Raw genomic sequence first — 22,001 nt, 5'->3', positions numbered from 1 at the left:
CAACATGTTCGGAAGCAAGAAACCAGAAAAACCCGCCGCGAAGTATCCCGGTATCCGCATGGCGATGGATGGCAACGCCGCCGTCATCATGTGCGAACGCGAGGCATCCGACGCGGCAGGCGCATACCCCATCACCCCTTCCACCCAGATGGGCGAATACTGGGCAGAGGAAGTGGCGAAAGGCCACGTCAACACCTCCGGCCAGCCGCTGATTTTCGTCGAGCCGGAATCCGAACACGCCGCTGCTGCCGTCACTGCCGGTATGTCCATGACGGGCTTGCGCGCCACCAACTTTTCCTCCGCGCAGGGCGTGGCGTTCATGCACGAATCGCTGTACGCGGCGGTGGGCAAGCGCCTGCCTTACGTGCTGAACATCGGCTGCCGCGCCATCACCAAGGCCAGCCTCAACGTGCACTGCGGGCACGACGACTACCACTGCATCGACGACACCGGTTTCTTCCAGATTTTCGCCAAGAATGCGCAGGAAGCGGCTGACCTCAACCTGATCGGGCGCAAGATTGCCGAACTGTCGCTGACGCCTGCTGCCGTGGCGCAGGACGGCTTCCTCACCACCCATTTGATCGAGCCGCTGCAAGTGCCGGAACGGGCGCTGATCGACGAATTCCTCGGCAGCCCGTCCGACATGATCGACTGCCCGACCCCGGCGCAGGAAATGATCTACGGCCCCAAACGCCGCCGCGTCCCCGAAGTGTGGAGCGTCGACAACCCGATGGTGGCCGGTACGGTGCAGAACCAGGACGCTTACATGCAGGCCACCGCCGCGCAGCGCCCGTACTTCTTCGACCACATCCGTGACCTGTCCGAAAAAGTGATGTCTGAGTACGCCGGTCTGACGGGCCGCTACTACGGACGCATTGCTGAATACCGCTGCGATGACGCCGACTACGTGATCCTGGGGCAAGGCAGCATGGTGGTGCAGGCGGAAGCCGTCGCCGATTACCTGCGCGACACCCGCAAGCTCAAAGTCGGCGTGATCAACCTCACCATGTACCGCCCGTTCCCCGGCGATCTGGTCAGCAAGGCGCTGAAAGGCAAGAAAGGCTGCGTGGTGCTGGAACGTACCGACCAGCCGCTGGCCGAAGACCTGCCGATCATGCGTGAAGTACGTGCGGCGATGACCAAGAGTATCGAAAACGGCACGGTCAGCCGTGGCGAATTGCCTTACCCGCTGTATGCTGCTTACAAAGCAGGTGATGCGCCTGCGTTGTATTCCGGTTGCTACGGCCTCGGCAGCCGCGACCTGCAACCGGAAGGCATTATCGGCGCGATCGAAAACATGCTGCCGGATGGCAAGCACAAGCGTTTCTTCTACCTCGGAATCGACTTCTTCCGCGACGCCGCCACCCCGCGTCAGGAAGTGTATTTCAGCGACCTGCTGAGCCGTTACCCGCAGATCAAGGATCTGTCGGTCTACGGTAGCGAAAACCCCAACCTGATGCCGAAAGGTTCCATCACCGTGCGGATGCACTCGGTCGGCGGCTGGGGTGCGATCACCACCGGCAAGAATCTGGCAATGACGCTGTACGACCTGCTCGGTTTCGACATCCGCGCCAATCCGAAATACGGTTCCGAGAAGAAAGGCCAGCCGACCACTTACTACCTGTCGGCAGCGCCGGAACCGATCCGCCTGAACTGCGAATACCACTACGTTGACGTGGTGCTCTCCCCTGACCCGAACGTGTTCCAGCACTCCAACCCGCTGCACGGTCTGGATAAAGGTGGCGTGTTCATCATCCAGAGCAACCTCGGTTCCCCGGCGGAAGTGTGGGCGCAGATTCCACGCAACGCGCAGAAATACATCGTCGACCACGGCATCCGCGTGTTCTACGTCGACGGCTTCAAGATCGCGCGGGAGGAAGCTTCCAACGCCGAGCTGCAATTCCGTATGCAGGGTAACGCCTTCCAGGGCGCGTTCTTCGCCGCATCGCCGCTGATGGAACGCAACAACATGACCCGCGAAACCCTGTTCGGCGCGATTGAAAAGCAGTTGCGCGACAAGTTCGGCAGCAAGGGCGCGCGCGTGGTCGAAGACAACCTGAAAATCGTGCGCCGTGGTTTCGATGAAATTGTCGAAATCACCGACAAGCAAGTTGGCGTCACCCCAGATGCAGTGCGCAAGCAGGCCAGCAGTCTGCCGGTCATGCTCAAGCAACTGCCGGAAGGCGACGGCCACATTTCCGACATCCACCGTTTCTGGGAACAGACCGGCAGCTTCTACATTGCAGGCAAGGGCAGCGGCAACCTCGCCGACCCGTACATGGCCACCGGCCTGATGCCGGTCGCGACCGGTTTCTACCGCGACATGACCCAGATCCGTTTCGAGTACCCCGAATTCAAGCCGGAAAACTGTACCGCCTGCGGTAATTGCTACAGCGTCTGCCCGGATAGCGCGATTCCGGGACTGGTCAACTCCGTGGCCGACGTATTCAACTCCGCCATCATGCGCATCGAACGCGGCGGCAACCCGACCCGCTTCCTGCGCCGTGAAGTGCGTGGCGTGGAAAAGAAGCTGCGTGCGCTGATCGACGAGAAGGGCGAAGCAGCCAACGTCAACCAGCTCATCGACCACGCGGTGCTGGAACTGCTGGCCGAATCCGAACTGGAAGGCAAGGACAAGGAAAGCCTGGAACGCGAATTCGCCCGCCTGCTCGAAGTGATCGGCGACTTCCGTTTCGCCATCACCAAGCCGTACTACACCAACCGCGAGAAAAAGCAGAAAGGCAGCGGCGGGCTGTTTGCCGTCACCCTCAACCCGTACACCTGCAAAGGCTGCATGGAATGTATCGACGTGTGTGACGACGGCGCACTGGTCGCCGAACCGCAAACCGCCGAAAGCATCGAACGGATGCGCAAAGAATGGAAATTCTGGCTCGACCTGCCCACCACCAGCCCGGATTTCAGCCGCATCGACGACCTGGACGAAAAGGTCGGCGCACTCGAAACCCTGCTGCTCGACAAGCACAACTACCACGCCATGCTGTCCGGCGACGGCGCGTGCCTGGGTTGCGGCGAAAAGACCAGTATCCACCTGTTCACCGCCACCGTGACCGCCTTGCTGCAACCGCGCGTCAAAACGCATCTGGAAAAGATCGACAACCTGATCAACCAGCTCGAAACCAAGGTGCGCATGACCCTGGCGAACAACATCGACCTGGGCAATACCGATGCGTTCCGCGCCGCCATCGACGGCAACAAGGAACACGACCTGACCCTGGGTATCCTGTCGCACTCACTGGAAGCCGACGGCCACACCAAGCCGCTCAATCAGGCATGGCTGAAAGACATTTCCAAGCTGCTGGACAGCCTGCGTAACCTGAAGTGGAAATACACCGAAGGCCAGACCAAACAGGGCCGCGCCGAAATGGGCATCATCAACGCCACCGGTTGTACCTCCGTGTGGGCGTCCACCTTCCCGTTCAACCCCTACCCGTTCCCATGGGCAAACCATTTGTTCCAGGACGCGCCTTCCATGGCGATGGGCATTTTCGAAGGCCACATGGCCAAGATGGCGGAAGGCTTCAAGGCAATCCGCAAGGCCGAGCTGATCATTGCCGACAAATACGACCCGGCGGAACACGATTCCTTCCTGACCTATTTCAACTGGAAAGCCTTCAGCGATGAAGAATGGCGTCTGTGCCCGCCAGTCGTGGCGGTCGGCGGCGACGGCGCGATGTACGACATCGGTTTCCAGAACCTGTCGCGTGCGCTGATGTCCGGGATGCCGATCAAGGTGCTGGTGCTGGATACGCAGGTGTACTCCAACACCGGCGGTCAGGCTTGCACTTCCGGCTTCATCGGTCAGGTGTCCGACATGGCTCCCTACGGCAAAGCGTGGAAGGGCAAGACTGAAATCCGCAAGGAAATGAGCCTGATCGGCATGGCGCACCGCACCTCGTTCGTGCTGCAAGCTTCCATTTCCAACATGACCCACATGATCGAAGGCTTCATCGACGGCCTCAACAGCCGCCGCCCGGCACTGTTCAACATCTACGCCGTGTGCCAGCCGGAACATGGCGTGGCGGATGACGCCGCCGAACAGCAAAGCAAGCTGGCGGTGGAATCCCGCGCCTACCCGCTGTTCCGCTTCGACCCGGATGCCGGTGAAACCCTCAAGGATTGCGCCAGCATCGAAGGCAATCCCTTCATCGACGCAGACTGGCCGACCTACGCGCTGGAATACATGGACGAAAAAGGCAAGCCAGCCAGCATGAAAGTGCCGATGACCTTCGCCGACTTCGCCCTCACCGAAGGCCGTTTCCGCAAGAGCTTCCGCAAGGCTCCACCGGAAACCTGGAACGACAACATGGTGCAGTTGCACGAGTTCATCGAGCTGGATGCCGACGAGCGCGAAGGCAAGTTCCCGTATATCTGGGGCGTGGATGGCAAGAACCGCCTGATGCGCGTGCTGGTAGCGCAGGAAATCGTCGCTTCCACCGAAGAGCGCCGTGGTTTCTGGCATCAGCTCAAGTCGCTGGTCGGCGTCGATCAGATGGTCGACCTGGATGCGATCAAACTGCAAGCCAAGGCCGAAGTTGCCCAGCAACTGACCGCGACCCTGATGGGCATGGCGGCGGGCAGCGTGCCTGCCAACCTGCTGGCCAGCGGCGGCAACGGCGCACTGGCTCCGGCGGCTTCCGCTGGCGGTGCCGCCAATGCCGCCGACTACGAGCCGGTGTGGGTGGAAACGCCGGAATGCACCGCCTGTGACGAGTGCATCAACATCAACCCAAGCATTTTCGCCTACAACGACCAGAAGAAAGCCATCGTCATCAACCCGCAGGGCGGCCCTTACAAGGACATCGTGAAAGCGGCGGAAAAATGCACGGCAGGCTGTCTGCACCCTGGCACTCCGCACAACCCGAACGAAGCCGGTTTGGACAAGCTGGTGGCGCGGGCGGCGAAATACCAATAATCCGGCGTAGGGGCGACCGGCGGTCGCCCTTCTCCCGGACAGGGAAACACCTCCGCCAAGGGCGACCGCCGGTCGCCCCTACGGGGGAAATGAATTGTAGGGGCGACCGGTGGTCGCCCTCCCAGGGTCAGAGATTAGGTAACAACCATGCTTGCTCTGTTTGACAAATTCCGCAAAGGCCGCTTCTCGCACGGTATCCATCCGCAATACCACAAGGAAGCGACCCAGGGAAAAGCCATCAAGCGGCTGGCTTTCCCGCCGCGCCTGATCGTGCCGGTGGCGCAGCACATCGGTGCGCCCGCCAAGCCCATCGTCAAGGTGGGCGAGGAAGTGTTCCGTGGGCAGGTGATTGCCGAGGCGGACGGTTTCATGTCCGTACCGGTACACGCGCCCGCGACCGGGATCGTGAAAGACATCAACCTGATGCCGAGCGCGGCAGGCCCGCGCGTGCTGTCGATTGTGATCGACGTGTACGAGGCTTCCGCCCAGCTGGTGCTGTACGGCGAGCCGGTCGAACCGGAAACGCTGGATCGCAAGGAACTGATCCAGCGCGTGCAGAACACCGGCATGGCGGGGCTGGGCGGGGCGGCATTCCCTTCCCACGTCAAGCTGCAAATCCCCACCGGCAAGACCGCGCACACGCTGGTGGTGAACGGCTGCGAATGCGAACCCTACCTCACCTGCGACCATCGGGTGATGCTGGAACAGCCCGCTGATTTGTTGAAAGGCATCCGTTACGCGCTGCAAATCACCGGCGCGGAAAAGGCCATCGTCGGCATCGAGGACAACAAGGCTGACGCCGCAGCAGCAGTGAAAGCTGCCCTCAAACCCGACGACCCGATCACGGTGGAACTGGTGGAAACCAAGTACCCGCAGGGCGCGGAAAAGATGCTGCTGAAATCGCTGTTGGGGGTGGAAGTTCCGGCAGGCGGACTGCCCATCGACATCGGCATCGTGGTCAACAACGTCGGCACTCTGGCGCAACTGGGTCGGTTGCTTCCCAAAGGCGAAGGGCTGATTGAGCGTGTCATCACCATTACCGGCTACAACGTCGACATGCCCAAGGCGGGCAATTACCTCGTTCCGATCGGCACACCGGTACGCTTCATTCTCGAACAGATGGGTGTGAAAGCCGACCACGAAAAGGTCATCCTCGGCGGCCCGATGATGGGCATGTCGCTGGCCTCGCTGGATGTGCCAGTCACCAAGGGCACTTCGGGCGTGCTGGTGTTCCAGGGGCGCGAGTTCATGGAAGGCGAAAACCAGGGCGCGGTATTCCCCTGCATCAAGTGCGGACGCTGCGTGGAAGCCTGCCCGATGCACCTCAACCCGGCACAGATGGCGTGGCTGGCGGGCAAGCGTCAGTACGCCGAAATGGAGCGCGATTTCCACCTCAACAGTTGCTTCGAATGCGGCTGTTGCAGTTTCGTCTGCCCGTCCAACATCCCGCTGGTGCAATACTTCCGTATCGGCAAGGCGGTCAACCGTGAACAGAAGGGGAAAGCATGAGCCAGAAACACATCATCCTGCGCACCGCGCCGCATGTGAAAAAGCCGCAGGATGTGCCGATGATCATGCGCAACGTGGTGTACGCGCTGCTGCCGATCGTGGCGTATGCGGTGTACCAGTTCGGCATCAGCGTGCTGGCGCTGGTGATCGTCACCACGCTGGCGTGTCTCGGCACGGAACGCTTTTTCGGCTGGATGGGCGGCAAGCCCAATACGCTGGGCGACTGGTCGTCGACCATTACCGGCATTTTGCTGGCGCTGACTTTACCGCCCGGTTTCCCGCTGTGGATGGCAGCAGTGGCGGGCATTGCCGGGGTAGGCATCGGCAAGGCGGTGTTCGGCGGCATCGGTTACAACGTGTTCAACCCGGCGCTGGTGGGAAGGGCATTCGTACAAGCCGCTTTTCCGGTGGCGATTACCACCTGGACTCCGGCCTTTTTTAGCGGGCGCTTTACCGAATTCGTGCCTTCCACCCTGACCCTGCCGTTCCTGATTCCGCCGGAAACCAGCGAGTGGGTGAAACAGGTGGCGGTGGATGGTTTCAGCGGCGCTACGCCGCTGGCGCTGAGCAAGTTCCAGCACATCACTACTGACCCGTTCGCGCTGTATACCGGTACGGTGGCGGGTTCGGCGGGTGAAACCTCCGCGCTGCTGATTCTGGTGTGCGGCATGTATCTGGTGATCCGCAAGATGATGGACTGGCGCATTCCGGCCTGGCTGTTCGTGGGCGTGATCGTGACTTCCGGCGTGTTGCACCTGATCAACCCGGACAAGAATCCTGATCCGCTGTTCATGCTGTTTTCCGGCGGGCTGATGCTGGGGGCAATGTTCATGGCTTCCGATATGGTGGGTTCGCCGCTCACGCCGCGCGGGGTGATGATTTACGGTTTGCTGATCGGCACGCTCACGGTGGTGATCCGCGTGTACGGCAGCCTCTCGGAAGGGATCATGTACGCCATCCTGTTGGGCAATGCCTCCACGCCGCTGATTGACGCCATCACCCAGCCGCGTCTGTTTGGGGCAAAACCGAAGGGGAAATCCGCATGAGCGCGAACAAGAGTACGGCGATGATCGCCACGCTGGGTTTCGTGACCGCGCTGTCCGGTTTCCTGATCGTGACGGTGTATCAGGCTACCAAACCGGCGATTGAGGAAAACAAGCGGCTGGCTATCCAGAAAACCGTGCTGGAAGTGATCAAGGGCGCGACCGCCGACAAGCATTTCATCATCAACGAAAAGGGTGAATTGCTGGAAGCTGCCCCCGGCATGAAAGGCATCAATGTGTATGCCGGTTACGACGCACAGGGCAAACTGCTGGGTGTGGCGGCGGAAGGCAGTGCGCAGGGCTATTCCGGCCCGGTCGACACCATTTACGCCTACACTCCGACCTGCAAATGCATCACCGGCATCAAGGTCATCAAGCAGACCGAAACGCCGGGGCTGGGTGACAAGACCATTACCGACAAGGCGTTCGTCGCCAACTTCGAGCATCTGGAAGCAAAACTGGATGCGGCAGGCAAGGCGCTGGCCAATGCCATCGTCGCGGTCAAGCACGGTTCCAAACAGAACCCGTGGGAAATCGACGCGATCAGTGGCGCGACCATTTCCTCCAAGGCCATCGCCAAGGGGCTGAACGGTAGTGCGCAGGACGTGTTGCCCAAGGTCGTGCCGTTGCTGTCACAAATTGAAGGAGCCAAGCCATGAGCCTGATCAAACAGGATGACCGCATCACGCTGGACACCTTCCTCGAAGGCATCTGGCGCGAGAACCCGGTGTTCGTGATGATGCTGGGGATGTGCCCGGTGCTGGCCGTCACCAACTCGGCGGTGAATGCGCTGGCGATGGGGCTGGCGACTACTTTCGTGCTGATTACCTCCAGCCTGCTGGTGTCGCTGTTCCGTAACCTGATTCCGTCGGAAGTGCGCATTGCCACCTACATCGTGATCATTGCCACCTTCGTGACCATCGTTGACTACGCCATCCAGGCGCTGAGTCAGGATGTGTACAACGCGCTGGGCGCTTTCATCCAGCTGATCGTGGTCAACTGCATCATCCTCGGGCGGGCGGAAGCCTGCGCCTCGCGCAACAAGCCGGTGAAAGCGATGGTAAACGCGGCGGGCATGGGGCTGGGTTTCACCCTGGCGCTGCTGTGTCTGGGGATTGTGCGCGAAATCCTCGGCAGCGGTTCGCTGTTCGGGTTGCCGCTGTTCGGCGAGCAGTTCCAGCCGTGGGTGGTGATGGTGCTGCCGCCGGGCGGGTTCCTGGTGCTGGGCGGCTGGTTGCTGTTCTTTGAATGGCTGAAAACACGCAAACAAGCGGTAGCGGAGGGCGTTTCCCATGGGTGAGAGCATGACCTTTATCTTTTTCAACGCCTTTCTGGCCAACAACTTCGTGCTGGCGATGTTCCTGGGGCTGTGCCCGTTCCTCGGGGTTTCAGGCAAGCTGAATACGGCGATGCCGATGGGAGCCGCGACCTCCTTCGTCATGCTGGTCAGCTCGGTGTGCGCGTATTTCCTCAATGAATTGCTGGTGATGTTCAACATCGAATACCTGCGCCTGATCAGCTACATCGTGGTGATCGCCTCCGCCGTGCAACTGGTGGAAATGACGCTGAAGAAACTCAGCCCGGCCTTGTTCCGCGCACTGGGGATTTTCCTGCCATTGATCACCACCAACTGCGCAATTCTGGGGCTGGCGCTGTTCCAGACCTTCAAGGAATACAACTTCGGGCAGTCGCTGGCGTATGCGCTGGGCGCGGGCGCGGGTTTCACCCTGGCCTTGCTGCTGATGGCGGGTTTGCGTGAACGGCTGGATCTGGCAAAACTGCCAAGTGTGACGCAAGGCGCGGCGCTGAGCCTGATCCTCGGCGGCCTGCTGTCGCTGGCGTTCATGGGATTTGCAGGACTGGGGGCGGAATGATGCGGGATTATCTGATTGCGATGCTGGCGATGCCGGTGCTGTTGCTGGCGTGGTTGCTGGTGCAGCGGATCGTGCGCGGGTTTGCCTTGCGCCACCCTGAGTTTGGCCCGCCACGGGAGGAAGGTGGCGGCTGTGGTTCTTCGTGCGGGTGCAAGGGCAAAACTGCGTGCAAGAATCGGGAACATTAGAAGACCCTCACCCCCCCAGCCCCCTCTCCCGCTGAGCGGTAGAGGGGGAGAAAGAGGCGGCGTTTTTGTCTTAGCCCCTCGCCCGCTTGGCGGGAGAGGGGTTGGGGTGAGGGTCTTAAAGAGAGCAGGACAATGATTTTTGGGAGAGATTGAGATGACTGAAGAAACTTTTGGCGTTACCTGCCAGGCCACCGTCAAGGCCAGCAAACGCATTACCGCCGACAATGCAGACGAGGTGCGCGAACTGGTGCTGGGCGTGGATGAACCGGCGTTCCGCGCTACTCCGGGTCAGAATATCGGCGTGCTGATTCCGGGGCCGCATCCGTTCGGCAACCCGTACCATCACCGCTATTACAGTGTGGTGTCGGCACAGCCGAGCGGCGAAGGCGCCGACATCGAGATTCTGGTGCGGCGCTGTTCCTACATCGACGAAGTGTCGGGCGAGGAATACCCCGGCATTGCCTCCAATTTTTTGTGCAACGCCGCGCCCGGCAAGCAGATTACTCTGACCGGGCCGTACAAGGCGGCCTTCAAGGTTCCTGCCGACAAGACCAGCAACCTGCTGATGATCGGCACCGGCACCGGGATTGCGCCGTTCCGCACCCTGATCAAGTCGGTGTACGCGCAGCACGGTGGCTGGCAGGGCAAGGTGCGGCTGTTCTACGGTGCGAAAAGCGGCCTCGATAACTTGTACATGAACGACCAGAACAACGATCTGGCCAACTACTACGACGAAGCTACTTTCGAGGCGTATCAGGCGATCAACCCCGACCCGTATGCCGACGTGGGCGAAACGCTGGGCAAGAGCCTGTCGCAGAATGGTGCGAAAACCTGGGTGCTGATGCAGATGCCGAACACTTACGTCTACCTCGCCGGGCTGAAGAAGCAGGTGGCGGTGTTTGACAAAGTGATGGCAGAGCAGGCGGGTTCGGCGGGGAACTGGCAGGCGTTGAAAGGCCGGTTACAGGCGGAAGGGCGTTGGGCGGAGTTGACGTATTGAGGTGAGCTGGCGAAATGGGTGATTATTGGTCGCCCGCTTCGTTATTTACGATAATGTCTCTCTATAAATTTTAGGGAGTACAATCTCCCTCGTGAACCATTTCATGCAGGGTAACGACATGCAATACCTAACCATTCCCGTGACCGCTTTCGCGCAAAATTGCAGCATCATCTGGTGCGAGGAAACCCGTGAATGCGCCTTCGTTGACCCCGGTGGCGATACAGGCAAGCTGATGGCGGCTGCCGAAGAGCGCAACCTGCAACCAGTTGGCGTGTTTCTCACCCACGCCCATCTGGATCATGTCGGCGGCACGCTGGCGCTGGCAAGCCATTACCAGATCCCCATTTCTGGCCCACATGAGGCAGATAAGTACTGGTTGGATGCGTTGCCGGTGCAATCGCGGCAATTCGGCCTGCCGCACTGCGACGCCTTCATCCCTGAACGATGGTTGCAGGAAGGGGATACACTGGCATTTGGCCAGCAGCAAATGGAAGTTTTGCACACCCCAGGTCATACACCCGGTCATGTGGTGTTTTTCCATCGACAAGCTGGCGTGGTTTTCGTCGGTGATGTCCTTTTCAACGGTTCAATCGGGCGCAGCGATTTTCCGGGCGGGAACCATCGCGAACTTATCGACTCTATCAAAGCTAAGTTGTGGCCATTAGGTGATGATATAATCGTCATTCCTGGTCATGGACCGAACACAACCATCGGCAGGGAGCGCCAGCACAACCCCTTTATTCCCTGATAGCGAGGTATCAGTGTGATGAAAGATTTATCTGTAATCTTCTTTGTTATGATGACGTGCACAGCTTGTGGTGGAGGCGGTGCATCGGGTAGTAGCGGTGCATCGGGCACCAGTGGCGTGCCGGGGAGTACCAATGCCCCTGATATGCAAGGTATGTTGAATGTCCATAATCAAGAACGGGCATTAGTCAATTCCATACCCCTGCTATGGTCAGATCAACTGGCGGATTACGCTCAAACCTGGGCCAATCATCTTGCCAACAGCGGTTGCCATTTGGTTCATCGTACTAACGCTGAAGACACTTTGGGTACGGGTGAAAATCTAGCATGGTATAGCAGCTATGGTGGTGCTCCCCAAAACATCGGCTCTGCGCGCCCTGCGCAGGATTGGGCAGCTGAAAAGGTAGATTATTCATATGTCAGTAATAGCTGCGCAGCTGGTAAAGCGTGCGGCCATTACACCCAAATGGTCTGGAATACCACCCTCAACGTAGGATGTGCCCGTAGTATTTGCCCCGATAATGGTCAAATCTGGGTCTGTAATTACAGCCCCCCCGGTAATTATATTGGCGTCAAGCCATACTGACCAAGCGCCTGATTCCAAGTACAATACGCTGTTTTCCGACTGTGTATTGATGAAGGATGCCCCATGCCGCAAGTGGATATTGCCGCCGTCAAGAATTACCTGCTGAGTTTGCAGGACGATATTTGCAACCAGTTGGCAACCGAAGACGGTGGCGCAAGCTTTGCGGAAGATGCCTGGGAGCGCCCCGGCGGCGGTGGCGGGCGCACCCGAGTAATCACTAACGGCGCTGTCTTCGAGCAAGGTGGCGTCAACTTTTCCCACGTCTTTGGCGACAAGTTGCCGCCTTCCGCCACGGCGCAACGCCCGGAACTGGCTGGGCGCAGCTTCCAGGCCATGGGCGTGTCGCTGGTAATCCACCCGCACAACCCGATGATCCCGACTTCCCATGCCAATGTGCGCTTTTTCGTCGCGGAAAAGGCAGGTGAGGAGCCGGTCTGGTGGTTTGGTGGCGGCTTTGACCTGACGCCGTACTACGGCTTTGAGGAGGATTGCATCGGCTGGCATCAAGCTGCCAAAGCGGCCTGCGACCCGTTTGGGGAAGATGTATACGCCCGTTACAAGCAGTGGTGTGATGATTATTTCTTTCTCAAGCACCGCAATGAGCCACGCGGCGTGGGCGGGTTGTTTTTCGATGACCTGAACACATGGGGGTTTGAGAAAACGTTTGCCTTCATGCGTAGCGTCGGTGACAGCTACATCAAGGCTTACCGACCCATTGTCAGCAAGCGCAAGGGGCTGCCCTTCACCGATACGCAGCGTGATTTCCAGCTGTACCGCCGGGGTCGCTACGTGGAGTTCAACCTGGTGTATGATCGGGGCACGCTGTTTGGCCTGCAATCCGGCGGGCGTACCGAATCCATCCTCATGTCCCTGCCACCTCTGGTAAAATGGCGTTACAACTGGCAGCCCGCAGCCGGTACGGAAGAAGCCCGGCTGTATAGCGATTTTCTGCGCCCGCGCGACTGGCTGGCGGAAAATGCCTGAGGCTTACCAGGTTTTTTCACCCGGTTGAGGCTTGTGGCCGGAAAGCTTGTAGAACTTCCACCCCAGATAGCCAAGAAAGCCGAGAATGAAAACGATGGTGAACACAGACATGAAAACAATGCCTTCAGCGCTGGAGAAGAAGTGTGCCATTATGATGCTCCTTACGAAAAACTGCGCCTATCGTAAGGCTGCATGGCAGGCGTCACTTTGAGGGAAATCAAAACTTTGCCGACGGCAAAACGTTTCCTTGCTCCAGATCAAGTTTTTGCAAAAATCCGTTAGCGCCCAGCCAGTGCCCGTTCCGCATTGACCAAACCGTAGCCATACTCGTTGTCGCGCCCCGGCCTGCCAAGATCTATGGCGGTGCGGTTGAGCTGTTCTGGGTTGAAAGCGGGGTTCAGCGATTTCAGCAACGCAATCAGCCCGCTGACATGCGCAGTTGCCAGCGAAGTACCCGTAGCAATATGAAAAGCCCCGCGTGGCGCGGTGGTCAGGATGCTGACACCAGGAGCTGCCAAGTCAATGTAATCGCCCCGGTTAGCGCGGCTGAACACGCTTTCGGCTTGGTCAACGGCTGTCACGGCAATCACGCCGGGTAAGGCGGCGGGGTAGGCCGCTTGCGCCCCTGGGCCGCCATTACCGGCAGAAGCGACCACCAGGATGCCACGCTGGACTGCCGCTTGCACCAGTTTGTCCACTACTGGGTCAGAGCCGCCAGCAAAACTCAGGTTTAGCACCTGCACGTTTTTCTGGATAGCCTGTTCCAGCGCCTGCGCAACCAGGCCGGAATTGCTGCGGCGTTCATCCGGATTTTGCGGGTTGGTGCTGAACGCACTGATGGCGACCAGATGCGCCTTCGGGGCTATGCCAACGCGCGGGTTGCTGCTGATCATGACCCCTGCCACTTCGGTGCCATGCAGGCGGTTGCGTTCATCGCCTTGCGGGATCAGGTCGATGCGCTCAATCGACGAATGCAGGGAGTCATGGTTAATGTCGATCGGCGTGTCGATCATGCCGATCACCACCCCGTTCCCTGCGCTGCGCTGACGGGTCGTATCCGCGCCGGTTATGCCCAAGGGCCAGGCGGGCAAGCCCCCGCCGCTCTGGAGTGCCGCTGTGGCGTAGAAATTGCTGGTGCTGGCGTCCACTGCCTTTTCATTGTGCTTGATGCTGTTAACCAGATCGTAGGGGTCTTGCCCATTGGTGGCTGCCGTAATCATGGTCGTTTTGATCGAATCCAGATTATCGCTGCGTTTGGCTCGCAACTTGTATTTCTTCAGCACCTCATCGGCAGTTTCCGCTGGTTTCTGGCTGTCGTAGGTAATCAGCATTTCATCCTTCTCATAATTGATCGGGCGAAACACATGGGTGGCGACGCATATGTTGTTACTATCACTAGCACTAGCACTGATCTGGCAGGCAGGGGAATCTTTAGCCATGCCAATCACCTTGTATTCAACCGGCGTGCTGCTACAAGCCGCTAATGACAGGAGTGGAATCAACAGGGAAGCCAAGGGGAGGTTGGGAAGCTGCATGGTATTTCCGGAGCAGTGGGTTAGGTCAATACACAAGGATAATGGGAGTCGCGTGAAAAATCAGGGTTGAAATGGCCTCCCGGCAAAATCAACCACCGCCTGATCCTGCTGGATTTGTTGCAGGGTCAGGCCAGAAAGCAGGTCATCGGGGTCAATAGCGCGGAATTCAACCTTGAACAGGTTGTTGGCGTCCGGCCCATCCAGGATACGGGCATCCCACTTCAGCAGGAAGTCCTGCACCTGGCTCATCGGCGCGTTGCCATTGAACCCCATCAACAACACCATGCCACGGATGACAGGCACTTCCGCCTTGTTGTCGGCAACACCTGCGGTCACGTAAATGCTGTCTTCGGATGTCGACAGGGCGTGGGCAAACCAGCCCAGAAAACCGGCCTGCACCAATAATAGCAAGGCAAACACGGCATTGGCAGGCTTCAGCCAGCCATCCTCAGGAAACAGGTTGCGGAAGAACTGCCACCAATCAGTAACCGGTTTGCGTGCGGCTGGCATGGCCGGTTCCCGGGACGTTTGCCCCAAAGCCCGCTCTTCGCGCCCAATCTGTTTCAACAGTTTGTCTAGGCGCTGCTGGGTGGTGTCGACCGCAGTCAGCCTCAACAGGCTTTCATTGGCGCGGATCATATCAACCAGCATGAGCTCACGGAGGTATTCCTCCTTCAGGTCAGTGTGCTGCTCCAACATACGCTCCACCAGGGCGCGTTCCGCTTCAGTCAGTTTACCGGTGATGTACCAGGGGAGCAGGAGTCGTGCCTCCTCTACCGGGTCACCGTTTGGGTATAAGTCCATACTACAAGTTTTTTGCTGAATGCCTTAGAGGTCAAAACCGACGATGCCTACCTTTTCCAGTAACTGTTCCAGGCGCTTGCGGGCGTAAAACATGCGGGTTTTGACGGTATTTTCAGAAATGGCCAGAATATTGGCTACTTCCTTGACGGATTTGTCCTCAAAGTAAGTCAACCTGATGACTTCACGGTGCTCTTCCGTAAGCTGGTCCATCAGGCGCAACAACTGCTGTTTCATGTCATCCAATGCCAATTCCTCGTGAGGGTTGGCGGTTGGGTCTATCATGGCCTCCAGCACCGACTCATCTTCCAGCGTCAGCTCTGAGGTCTTGCGTAACCAAGACACAACCTTGTTGCGGGCAATGGAGTAGATCCATGTCGAAACCTTGGATCTGCCCGCGAAATTCTCTGCCGACCGCCAAACATCAAACATGGCCTCATCCACAAGATCAGCGGCCTGGGCAATGTCGTCACGCAATACGCGCGCGCAATACTTAACCAGGCGGGGCTGGTAACGTAAGTACAATTGGCTGAATGCCTGCTGGTTTCCGTGACTGATGAGTTCCATCAGCACTTCATCACTGAGCTTGCCCGCTGCTTCTGCCTGCTGTCTGCTGCCTGGTGAATGGCCTTCCATCGTCTGTGTCGCTCTTTATGTCAATCTGGTTCTAATCAATCAGCAATTAATTGGCAAAAAAATCCGAATGAAAAAATCTTCAACTTTGTTTGAACCGGCTCATGAGTGGCAGCGACATAGCCAGTACACTACACACTCAACTAGCAATTCTTAAAAGTTATAATACTCCCTCGCAAGTCTGGCGGGTCTTCGGATCCGCCTTTTTTTATTTACAAGCCAAGTACATCACAATATCATAATTAGCTTATATACTTGCAGCCATAACCATCAGGGTTATGTATCGCGTTCAATTTTAAGTTTTTTTACTTTCTGGAACCAGGGTTATGTACCAAATCGGCACCACACTGACACAATTTATCCTCGAAGAACAACGCAAACACGCAGGCGCAACCGGCGAATTCAGCTGTGTACTCAACGACATAGCGCTGGCCTGCAAAAAAATTGCCGCACTTACCAGCAAGGGCGCGCTGATCGGCGTGCTCGGTTCTGCTGGCTCCGAAAACGTGCAGGGCGAAGAGCAGAAGAAAATGGACATCATCACCAATGACGTGATGATCGAAGCCCTTTCCCGTGGCCATGCCGCTGCACTCGCTTCCGAGGAAATGGACGAGGTTTACAACCTGCCCGGCAACATTCCGCGTGGCCATTACCTGGTAACGTTCGACCCGCTGGATGGCTCTTCCAATATGGACGTGAATGTATCGGTTGGCACCATCTTTTCCATCATCAAAGCCCCTGAAGGCGTCAAAAACCCGACCGCTGCCGACTTTATGCAGCCAGGCACCAAACAGGTCGCGGCAGGCTACTGCCTGTACGGGCCTTCCGCCATCATGGTACTGACAACGGGCAACGGCGTGAACATGTTTACGCTGGACAAGGATTGCGGTGAATTCCTGCTGACCCGCGAAGACGTGAAAATTCCTGCCGACACCAAGGAGTTCGCCATCAACGTTTCCAATCAGCGTTACTGGGAACCGCCGATGCAGCGTTACATCAGCGAGTGTCTGGCTGGTGTGGAAGGCCCGCGCGGCAAAGACTTCAACATGCGCTGGGTGGCGTCCATGGTAGCGGAAATCCACCGTATCCTCACCCGTGGCGGCATTTTCATCTACCCGATGGATTCCAAGATGAAAGCGGCTGGCAAGACCGGCAAACTGCGTCTGATGTACGAAGCCAACCCGATGGGCTTCATCGTTGAACAGGCGGGCGGCATGGCGACTACCGCTTACACACGCATCATGGAAATCCAGCCGACCGACCTGCACCAACGCGTGCCGGTAGTGATGGGGTCACGCAATGAGGTGGAACTGGTGACGGGGTATCATAACGCTTAAGAAACCCCTCCTAACCTCCCCTTATCAGGGGAGGAACAGGAAGTCGCGCTGATGCAGGCTCCCTCCCCTGATAAGGGAAGGGGTTTCTTTACCCCTTCTCCGCATACGACACCGTATACGCCTGCCCCTGCTTGAGCTTGTCGAAATTGCCGAAGGTTTCCTTCAGGTTGCGCTTCATGTACTCACGCAAACCATTGATGGTGACCAGGTAAACCCGCCCGCCCGGCTTCAGGTGCTGTTTCATGTCGTGCAGCAGGATGCTCATCATTTCCTTGCCCACTTTTGCCGGGATGTTGGAAGCGATCACGTCGAAACGCAAATCCTTGCCGATATGCTGGAAACCGTTGCTCAGCATGGCGCGGGCATTCGGCAGCTTGTTCAGTTGCGCATTCTTATTGGCGTATTCCACTGCCATGAAATCCTTGTCCACCATCAGCGTCTGGCCTTGCGGAGCCAGTTTCGCCATCGCCAGCCCGACCGGGCCATAGCCGCAACCGAGGTCGAAACAGTCGTCAGCCGGGTTGATTTTCAAATATTTCAGCAGCAAATCAGTACCGTCATCAATCTCACGCGGGGAAAAAATACCCCACGTCGACAGGAAGGTGAACTTGTGCCCGCACAACACCGTTTCAAAGCGGATGTCATCGCGCAGATTCTTGGAATAAGGAATATCAGCCATTACAACAACGCCGGAGCCATGCCTTTGGCGAACAGGTAGGTATAAGCAAAGGCTGCCAGCCCCAGCAACCACAACACAATAGCGGCAGGTTTGCCCAGCCCCGGTTTCAGCGCAATCACGCCCAGCACCACATACACAATCAGGCCAATTGCCTTGATGATCACAAAGTTGTCAACGCCATGTTCCGTGCTGATAAACGCCAGCCACAGGCCGGTTCCCAACAAAATCAGCATGGAAAGCGATGCGCTGGCCAGCGCCGCCTTGCCGGTTACCGCCGGGTTGCCGGTCAGCATCCAGAAGCCGCGAATCAGGTAAACGACGACCGATAACAGGGCGATGATCGCGTGAATCTTGAGAATGAGTGTGCTGGTATCCATGTGGTGCTTCCTTATTGCAGTTTTTGGAAAATGTGTCCCGCTTCTTCAAGGGCGGCATCAAGCTCGGGCGCAAGCGTGCAGTAATGACCCATCTTGCGCCCCACGCGGGCTTCGCGCTTGCCGTACAAGTGTAGTTTGGTATTCGCGCTTTGCAGCAACGCCAGCCAGTCTGGTTGCGCATCATGCCAGACATCACCCAACAGATTGACCATCACTACCGGGGAAAGCAGGCGGGTATCACCGAACGGCAGCCCGCACACCATGCGCACCTGCTGCTCGAATTGAGAGGTCAGGCAGGCATCCAGGGTGTAATGCCCGCTGTTGTGGGTGCGCGGGGCCATTTCGTTGACCAGCAGCTCGCCCTGCTTGGTGACAAAAAATTCCACTGCCATGACGCCGACGAATGCCAGTTGTTCCGCCATGCGGGTGGCAGCTGCCTGGGCTGCTTCCGCCAGTTGCGTCTCAATCCGCGCCGGAACAATAGTCTGGTGCAGGATACCGTTGCGGTGCTCATTTTCCGCCACCGGGAAACAACATGCCTCACCGTTGGTGCTGCGGGCGAGGATGACGGAGATTTCGCGCTGCAAATCCACCCGTTGTTCCAATACGCAATCCACCTCACCCAATTCGGCGAAGGCCGCTTCGGCTTCTGCTGCTGACTTCACCGTCACCTGACCTTTACCGTCGTAACCGAAACGGGCAGTTTTGAGGATGGCAGGGTAAGCCACTGAGCCTTGCGCTGCGGCAATGTCTTGCGGCTGGCGAATGGCTGCGAACGGCACTGGGGACAACCCGCAGGAACGCACGAATTCCTTTTCCACAAGCCGATCCTGCGCCATTTTTACCGCATGGGCGGAAGGCCGCACCGGGCAGAATTGCGCCAGAAAGTCCAGCGTAGCAGCAGGAATGTTCTCAAACTCGGTGGTAACGACATCGCAAGCTGTGCCAAACAGGGTCAGCGCAGCTGCATCGTCATACGGGGCAATAATGTGCTCGTCGGCAAGTTGCGCGGCAGGGCTATGCTGGTCGGGTTCCAGCACCATAACGCGATAGCCAAGGGTGCGGGCGGCGACCGTGAACATACGGCCAAGCTGCCCGCCGCCGAGCATACCAATGGTTGATCCGGGGAGTAGTGTCATAAAACAGGGTCAGTCAGGGGTCTGGGGGTAATGCCATATTCATCGCGTGTTGGCGTTGTTCCTCACGGAATTGCGCCAGTTTTTCTGCAAGCACGGGGTCTTCGTTGGCCAGCATCGCCACCGCAAACAAGGCGGCATTGGCCGCGCCCGCTTCGCCAATCGCGAAGGTTGCAACCGGCACGCCCCTGGGCATCTGCACGATGGAATACAGGGAATCAACGCCACTCAAGGCGCGGCTGGTAACAGGCACACCAAGGATGGGAAGCGTGGTTTTCGCCGCCAGCATACCGGGCAGATGTGCCGCGCCGCCTGCACCTGCAATGATGCATTTCAAGCCGCGCGCACGGGCGCTCTCTGCATATTCAAACAGTAAATCCGGTGTCCGGTGGGCAGAAACAACGCGGTATTCGTGAGCAATGCCAAAGTTTTCAAGCTGCTCAACGGCTTTGGACATCACATTCCAGTCGCTGTTGCTGCCCATGACAACCCCTACGACCGGCGGGACGGGTTGAGTCATGATGCTACCCTTGTTTTCCACAAAATCTGATATTATACCGCGATCTACATTTTCGCACTAACTAAGCTCAAGCAATGAATACATCCAGCATTCCGGCGACTGTTTTCGAGACGCAGATTTCTTCCCTTCCCCTGATTGCGCGCGGCAAAGTCCGCGATATTTACGCGGTTGACAATGAACACATGCTGATCGTTACCACTGACCGCTTGTCAGCGTTCGATGTCATCATGCCGACACCGATTCCGCAGAAAGGGGTTATCCTCACCCAGGTTGCCAATTTCTGGTTTAGCCTGTTGCAAGACGTGACCCCCAACCATCTGAGCGGCAAAACGCTGGATGACTTACCCGTGACGGCGGAAGAAAAGACGCAACTGCAAGGCCGCAGCATCATCGTCAAGCGCCTGAAACCGCTGCCGGTGGAAGCCATTGTGCGCGGCTACCTGATCGGTTCCGGCTGGAAGGATTACCAACAAACCGGCGCAGTCTGCGGCATCCGCCTGCCTGCTGGCTTGCAAATGGCCGACCGCCTGCCGGAAACGATTTTTACCCCTTCCACCAAGGCGGAAGTGGGCACGCATGACATCAACATCAGTTTCGAGCAGATGCAGCAGCAGATCGGCGCAGAACTGGCCGAACAGGTGCGCAGCGTCAGTCTGGAATTGTACAACCGTGCTGCCGAATATGCCCTCAAACGTGGCATCATCATCGCCGACACCAAGTTCGAGTTCGGGCTGGATGTGGATGGCAATCTGGTGCTGATCGACGAAATCCTCACCCCCGATTCCTCGCGTTTCTGGCCTGCTGATCAGTACAAACCGGGCATTAGTCCGCCATCGTTTGACAAACAATTCGTCAGGGATTATCTAGAGACGCTGGACTGGGGGAAAACAGCACCAGGGCCGGAACTGCCGCCGGAAATTGTTGAAAAGACAGCGGCAAAGTATCGCGAAGTGGCTGATTTGTTAACTAAATAATGGAAGAAGCCCATCCTACCCCCCCCTTATCAGGGGAGGAACCGGATGGCAGCACCACTCTACGTCTCCCCTGATAAGGGGAGGCCGGGAGGGGTTTCTTACAGGAGAAAACATGCGCACATTAATTACGGGGGTAGCCGGTTTCATCGGCATGACGCTGGCTATGAAACTGCTGGAACGCGGCGATGAAATCGTCGGCATCGACAATTTCAACGACTATTACGATGTCAGCCTGAAAGAGCGCCGCTTGCAGCGCATTATTGACGCGGATACAGCGGGCAAATTCAAGTTCATCCGCCTCGATCTGGCCGACCGTGATGGCATGGCGAAACTGTTTGCGCAAGAGGGGCTGGATGCGGTGGTTAACCTCGCTGCCCAAGCCGGGGTGCGCTATTCCATCGAAAACCCGCTGGCTTACGTCGACAGCAACCTGGTGGGTTTCGCGCATATTCTGGAAGGCTGCCGCCACAACGGCGTAAAGCATCTGGTGTATGCATCCTCCAGTTCTGTCTACGGCGCGAACGAATCCATGCCATTTTCGGTACATGACAACGTGGATCACCCGCTGTCGCTGTATGCCGCATCCAAGAAAGCCAACGAGCTGATGGCGCATACCTATTCACATCTGTACAACCTGCCAACGACTGGCTTGCGCTTCTTTACCGTTTATGGCCCCTGGGGTCGCCCGGACATGGCACTGTTCAAGTTCACCAAAGCCATGCTGGCCGGTCAGCCAATCGACGTATTCAACTACGGCAAGCATCGTCGTGATTTCACCTATATCGACGATATTGTGGAAGGCGTGATCCGCACCCTTGACCATACTGCCACGCCCAACCCTGAGTGGAGCGGTATGAACCCTGACCCTGCTTCCAGCAAAGCGCCATGGCGGGTCTACAATATAGGAAACCAGAACCCGGTCGAACTGATGGATTACATCGGTGCGATTGAAAAGGAACTGGGCGTCAAGGCCGAAATGAATTTACTGCCGCTGCAAGCGGGCGACGTGCCGGATACTTATGCCGACGTGGAAGCACTGGTGCAAGATGTCGGTTACCGCCCGGCCACGCCGGTGGAAGAAGGGGTACACCGTTTCATCCAGTGGTATCGGGATTATTATCAGGTTTAAGACCGAAGAGGGGTTT

22 protein-coding genes are annotated in these 22,001 nt (G+C 57.8%); 14 read left to right on the top strand and 8 right to left on the bottom strand.

The window, feature by feature from the left end; genetic code table 11:
- The first annotated feature begins 4 nt into the window (after nt 1-4).
- The 11 genes from THINI_RS13510 to hemF all read left to right on the top strand — a co-directional run bounded on the left by THINI_RS13510 (nt 5) and on the right by hemF (nt 12,864).
- Nucleotides 5-4,933 carry a 2-oxoacid:acceptor oxidoreductase family protein gene (locus THINI_RS13510; protein ID WP_002709131.1) on the top strand — a complete coding sequence of 1,643 codons (4,929 nt, stop codon included), beginning with the start codon at nt 5-7 and terminating at the stop codon, nt 4,931-4,933.
- A 147-nt stretch (nt 4,934-5,080) separates the two neighbouring features.
- Nucleotides 5,081-6,442 (top strand): electron transport complex subunit RsxC, encoded by a 1,362-nt coding sequence (gene rsxC, locus THINI_RS13505; RefSeq protein ID WP_002709130.1) that lies wholly within the window; start codon nt 5,081-5,083, stop codon nt 6,440-6,442.
- Nucleotides 6,439-7,488 carry an RnfABCDGE type electron transport complex subunit D gene (locus THINI_RS13500; protein WP_002709129.1) on the top strand — a complete coding sequence of 350 codons (1,050 nt, stop codon included), beginning with the start codon at nt 6,439-6,441 and terminating at the stop codon, nt 7,486-7,488. The genes rsxC and THINI_RS13500 overlap by 4 nt, the downstream gene beginning before the upstream one ends.
- Entirely contained in the window at nt 7,485-8,144 is a 660-nt protein-coding gene (locus THINI_RS13495) for an RnfABCDGE type electron transport complex subunit G (protein ID WP_002709128.1), read from the top strand. Before THINI_RS13500 ends, THINI_RS13495 begins: the two co-directional genes overlap by 4 nt.
- Nucleotides 8,141-8,785, top strand: a complete 645-nt coding sequence (gene rsxE, locus THINI_RS13490; RefSeq protein ID WP_002709127.1) for an electron transport complex subunit RsxE — start codon at nt 8,141-8,143, stop codon at nt 8,783-8,785. The genes THINI_RS13495 and rsxE overlap by 4 nt, the downstream gene beginning before the upstream one ends.
- Entirely contained in the window at nt 8,778-9,359 is a 582-nt protein-coding gene (locus tag THINI_RS13485; RefSeq protein ID WP_002709126.1) for an electron transport complex protein RnfA, read from the top strand. Before rsxE ends, THINI_RS13485 begins: the two co-directional genes overlap by 8 nt.
- On the top strand, nt 9,356-9,547 hold the full coding sequence (locus THINI_RS13480; protein ID WP_002709125.1) for a hypothetical protein: 192 nt from the start codon (nt 9,356-9,358) through the stop codon (nt 9,545-9,547). Before THINI_RS13485 ends, THINI_RS13480 begins: the two co-directional genes overlap by 4 nt.
- Before the next feature lie 154 nt (nt 9,548-9,701).
- The gene (locus THINI_RS13475; RefSeq protein ID WP_002709124.1) at nt 9,702-10,547 is read left to right on the top strand and encodes a ferredoxin reductase domain-containing protein; all 846 of its coding nucleotides are present in this window, start codon (nt 9,702-9,704) and stop codon (nt 10,545-10,547) included.
- A 118-nt stretch (nt 10,548-10,665) separates the two neighbouring features.
- Nucleotides 10,666-11,295: an MBL fold metallo-hydrolase gene (locus THINI_RS13470; RefSeq protein ID WP_002709123.1), complete on the top strand. Its 630-nt coding sequence runs from the start codon at nt 10,666-10,668 to the stop codon at nt 11,293-11,295.
- Between the two features lie 18 nt (nt 11,296-11,313).
- On the top strand, nt 11,314-11,880 hold the full coding sequence (locus THINI_RS24385; protein ID WP_002709122.1) for a CAP domain-containing protein: 567 nt from the start codon (nt 11,314-11,316) through the stop codon (nt 11,878-11,880).
- Between the two features lie 63 nt (nt 11,881-11,943).
- On the top strand, nt 11,944-12,864 hold the full coding sequence (hemF, locus tag THINI_RS13465; protein ID WP_002709121.1) for an oxygen-dependent coproporphyrinogen oxidase: 921 nt from the start codon (nt 11,944-11,946) through the stop codon (nt 12,862-12,864).
- A 3-nt stretch (nt 12,865-12,867) separates the two neighbouring features.
- Here hemF and THINI_RS25735 read toward each other — a convergent pair whose 3' ends face one another.
- The 4 genes from THINI_RS25735 to THINI_RS13450 form a co-directional block, all read right to left on the bottom strand.
- On the bottom strand, nt 12,868-13,014 hold the full coding sequence (locus THINI_RS25735) for a hypothetical protein (RefSeq protein ID WP_002709120.1): 147 nt from the start codon (nt 13,012-13,014) through the stop codon (nt 12,868-12,870).
- 128 nt (nt 13,015-13,142) lie between these two features.
- Entirely contained in the window at nt 13,143-14,399 is a 1,257-nt protein-coding gene (locus THINI_RS13460; RefSeq protein ID WP_002709119.1) for a S8 family serine peptidase, read from the bottom strand.
- A 60-nt stretch (nt 14,400-14,459) separates the two neighbouring features.
- Nucleotides 14,460-15,203: a hypothetical protein gene (locus THINI_RS13455; RefSeq protein WP_002709118.1), complete on the bottom strand. Its 744-nt coding sequence runs from the start codon at nt 15,201-15,203 to the stop codon at nt 14,460-14,462.
- A 24-nt stretch (nt 15,204-15,227) separates the two neighbouring features.
- The gene (locus THINI_RS13450; RefSeq protein WP_002709117.1) at nt 15,228-15,836 is read right to left on the bottom strand and encodes a sigma-70 family RNA polymerase sigma factor; all 609 of its coding nucleotides are present in this window, start codon (nt 15,834-15,836) and stop codon (nt 15,228-15,230) included.
- 323 nt (nt 15,837-16,159) lie between these two features.
- Here THINI_RS13450 and THINI_RS13445 point away from each other — a divergent pair, with 323 nt between their 5' ends.
- Nucleotides 16,160-17,170 carry a class 1 fructose-bisphosphatase gene (locus tag THINI_RS13445; protein WP_002709116.1) on the top strand — a complete coding sequence of 337 codons (1,011 nt, stop codon included), beginning with the start codon at nt 16,160-16,162 and terminating at the stop codon, nt 17,168-17,170.
- A gap of 88 nt (nt 17,171-17,258) precedes the next feature.
- On the opposite strand, the gene THINI_RS13440 is transcribed toward THINI_RS13445, so the two are convergent.
- The 4 genes from THINI_RS13440 to purE are packed head-to-tail and all read right to left on the bottom strand — an operon-like array spanning nt 17,259 to nt 19,882.
- The gene (locus THINI_RS13440) at nt 17,259-17,849 is read right to left on the bottom strand and encodes a class I SAM-dependent methyltransferase (protein ID WP_002709115.1); all 591 of its coding nucleotides are present in this window, start codon (nt 17,847-17,849) and stop codon (nt 17,259-17,261) included.
- Nucleotides 17,849-18,226: a SirB2 family protein gene (locus THINI_RS13435; protein WP_002709114.1), complete on the bottom strand. Its 378-nt coding sequence runs from the start codon at nt 18,224-18,226 to the stop codon at nt 17,849-17,851. Before THINI_RS13435 ends, THINI_RS13440 begins: the two co-directional genes overlap by 1 nt.
- Nucleotides 18,227-18,237: 11 nt before the next feature.
- Nucleotides 18,238-19,365, bottom strand: a complete 1,128-nt coding sequence (locus tag THINI_RS13430) for a 5-(carboxyamino)imidazole ribonucleotide synthase (protein WP_040839451.1) — start codon at nt 19,363-19,365, stop codon at nt 18,238-18,240.
- A gap of 13 nt (nt 19,366-19,378) precedes the next feature.
- Entirely contained in the window at nt 19,379-19,882 is a 504-nt protein-coding gene (gene purE, locus THINI_RS13425) for a 5-(carboxyamino)imidazole ribonucleotide mutase (RefSeq protein WP_002709112.1), read from the bottom strand.
- A gap of 74 nt (nt 19,883-19,956) precedes the next feature.
- On the opposite strand from purE, the gene THINI_RS13420 reads away from it, so the two are divergent.
- Nucleotides 19,957-20,856, top strand: a complete 900-nt coding sequence (locus THINI_RS13420) for a phosphoribosylaminoimidazolesuccinocarboxamide synthase (protein ID WP_002709111.1) — start codon at nt 19,957-19,959, stop codon at nt 20,854-20,856.
- A gap of 112 nt (nt 20,857-20,968) precedes the next feature.
- On the top strand, nt 20,969-21,985 hold the full coding sequence (locus THINI_RS13415) for an NAD-dependent epimerase (RefSeq protein ID WP_002709110.1): 1,017 nt from the start codon (nt 20,969-20,971) through the stop codon (nt 21,983-21,985).
- Nucleotides 21,986-22,001: the final 16 nt, after the last annotated feature.

Origin of the sequence: Thiothrix nivea DSM 5205, assembly GCF_000260135.1 — a bacterium.
Classification (GTDB): domain Bacteria; phylum Pseudomonadota; class Gammaproteobacteria; order Thiotrichales; family Thiotrichaceae; genus Thiothrix; species Thiothrix nivea.
The sequence above is the reverse complement of the archived record's forward strand: the minus strand, read 5'-3'. Positions and strand labels throughout refer to the sequence as shown.

Bases quoted from the DNA above. Each gene is read 5' to 3' on its own strand.
- THINI_RS13510 (WP_002709131.1), top strand. From the start codon at position 5: ATGTTCGGAAGCAAGAAACCAGAAAAACCCGCCGCGAAGTATCCCGGT.
- THINI_RS13470 (WP_002709123.1), top strand. From the start codon at position 10,666: ATGCAATACCTAACCATTCCCGTGACCGCTTTCGCGCAAAATTGCAGC.
- THINI_RS13440 (WP_002709115.1), bottom strand. From the start codon at position 17,849: ATGGCTGATATTCCTTATTCCAAGAATCTGCGCGATGACATCCGCTTT.
- THINI_RS13480 (WP_002709125.1), top strand. From the start codon at position 9,356: ATGATGCGGGATTATCTGATTGCGATGCTGGCGATGCCGGTGCTGTTG.
- THINI_RS13430 (WP_040839451.1), bottom strand. From the start codon at position 19,365: ATGACACTACTCCCCGGATCAACCATTGGTATGCTCGGCGGCGGGCAG.
- rsxE (WP_002709127.1), top strand. From the start codon at position 8,141: ATGAGCCTGATCAAACAGGATGACCGCATCACGCTGGACACCTTCCTC.
- THINI_RS13460 (WP_002709119.1), bottom strand. From the start codon at position 14,399: ATGCAGCTTCCCAACCTCCCCTTGGCTTCCCTGTTGATTCCACTCCTG.
- THINI_RS13445 (WP_002709116.1), top strand. From the start codon at position 16,160: ATGTACCAAATCGGCACCACACTGACACAATTTATCCTCGAAGAACAA.
- THINI_RS25735 (WP_002709120.1), bottom strand. From the start codon at position 13,014: ATGGCACACTTCTTCTCCAGCGCTGAAGGCATTGTTTTCATGTCTGTG.
- rsxC (WP_002709130.1), top strand. From the start codon at position 5,081: ATGCTTGCTCTGTTTGACAAATTCCGCAAAGGCCGCTTCTCGCACGGT.
- hemF (WP_002709121.1), top strand. From the start codon at position 11,944: ATGCCGCAAGTGGATATTGCCGCCGTCAAGAATTACCTGCTGAGTTTG.
- THINI_RS13455 (WP_002709118.1), bottom strand. From the start codon at position 15,203: ATGGACTTATACCCAAACGGTGACCCGGTAGAGGAGGCACGACTCCTG.
- THINI_RS24385 (WP_002709122.1), top strand. From the start codon at position 11,314: ATGAAAGATTTATCTGTAATCTTCTTTGTTATGATGACGTGCACAGCT.
- THINI_RS13500 (WP_002709129.1), top strand. From the start codon at position 6,439: ATGAGCCAGAAACACATCATCCTGCGCACCGCGCCGCATGTGAAAAAG.
- THINI_RS13475 (WP_002709124.1), top strand. From the start codon at position 9,702: ATGACTGAAGAAACTTTTGGCGTTACCTGCCAGGCCACCGTCAAGGCC.
- THINI_RS13420 (WP_002709111.1), top strand. From the start codon at position 19,957: ATGAATACATCCAGCATTCCGGCGACTGTTTTCGAGACGCAGATTTCT.
- THINI_RS13495 (WP_002709128.1), top strand. From the start codon at position 7,485: ATGAGCGCGAACAAGAGTACGGCGATGATCGCCACGCTGGGTTTCGTG.
- THINI_RS13435 (WP_002709114.1), bottom strand. From the start codon at position 18,226: ATGGATACCAGCACACTCATTCTCAAGATTCACGCGATCATCGCCCTG.
- purE (WP_002709112.1), bottom strand. From the start codon at position 19,882: ATGACTCAACCCGTCCCGCCGGTCGTAGGGGTTGTCATGGGCAGCAAC.
- THINI_RS13450 (WP_002709117.1), bottom strand. From the start codon at position 15,836: ATGGAAGGCCATTCACCAGGCAGCAGACAGCAGGCAGAAGCAGCGGGC.
- THINI_RS13415 (WP_002709110.1), top strand. From the start codon at position 20,969: ATGCGCACATTAATTACGGGGGTAGCCGGTTTCATCGGCATGACGCTG.
- THINI_RS13485 (WP_002709126.1), top strand. From the start codon at position 8,778: ATGGGTGAGAGCATGACCTTTATCTTTTTCAACGCCTTTCTGGCCAAC.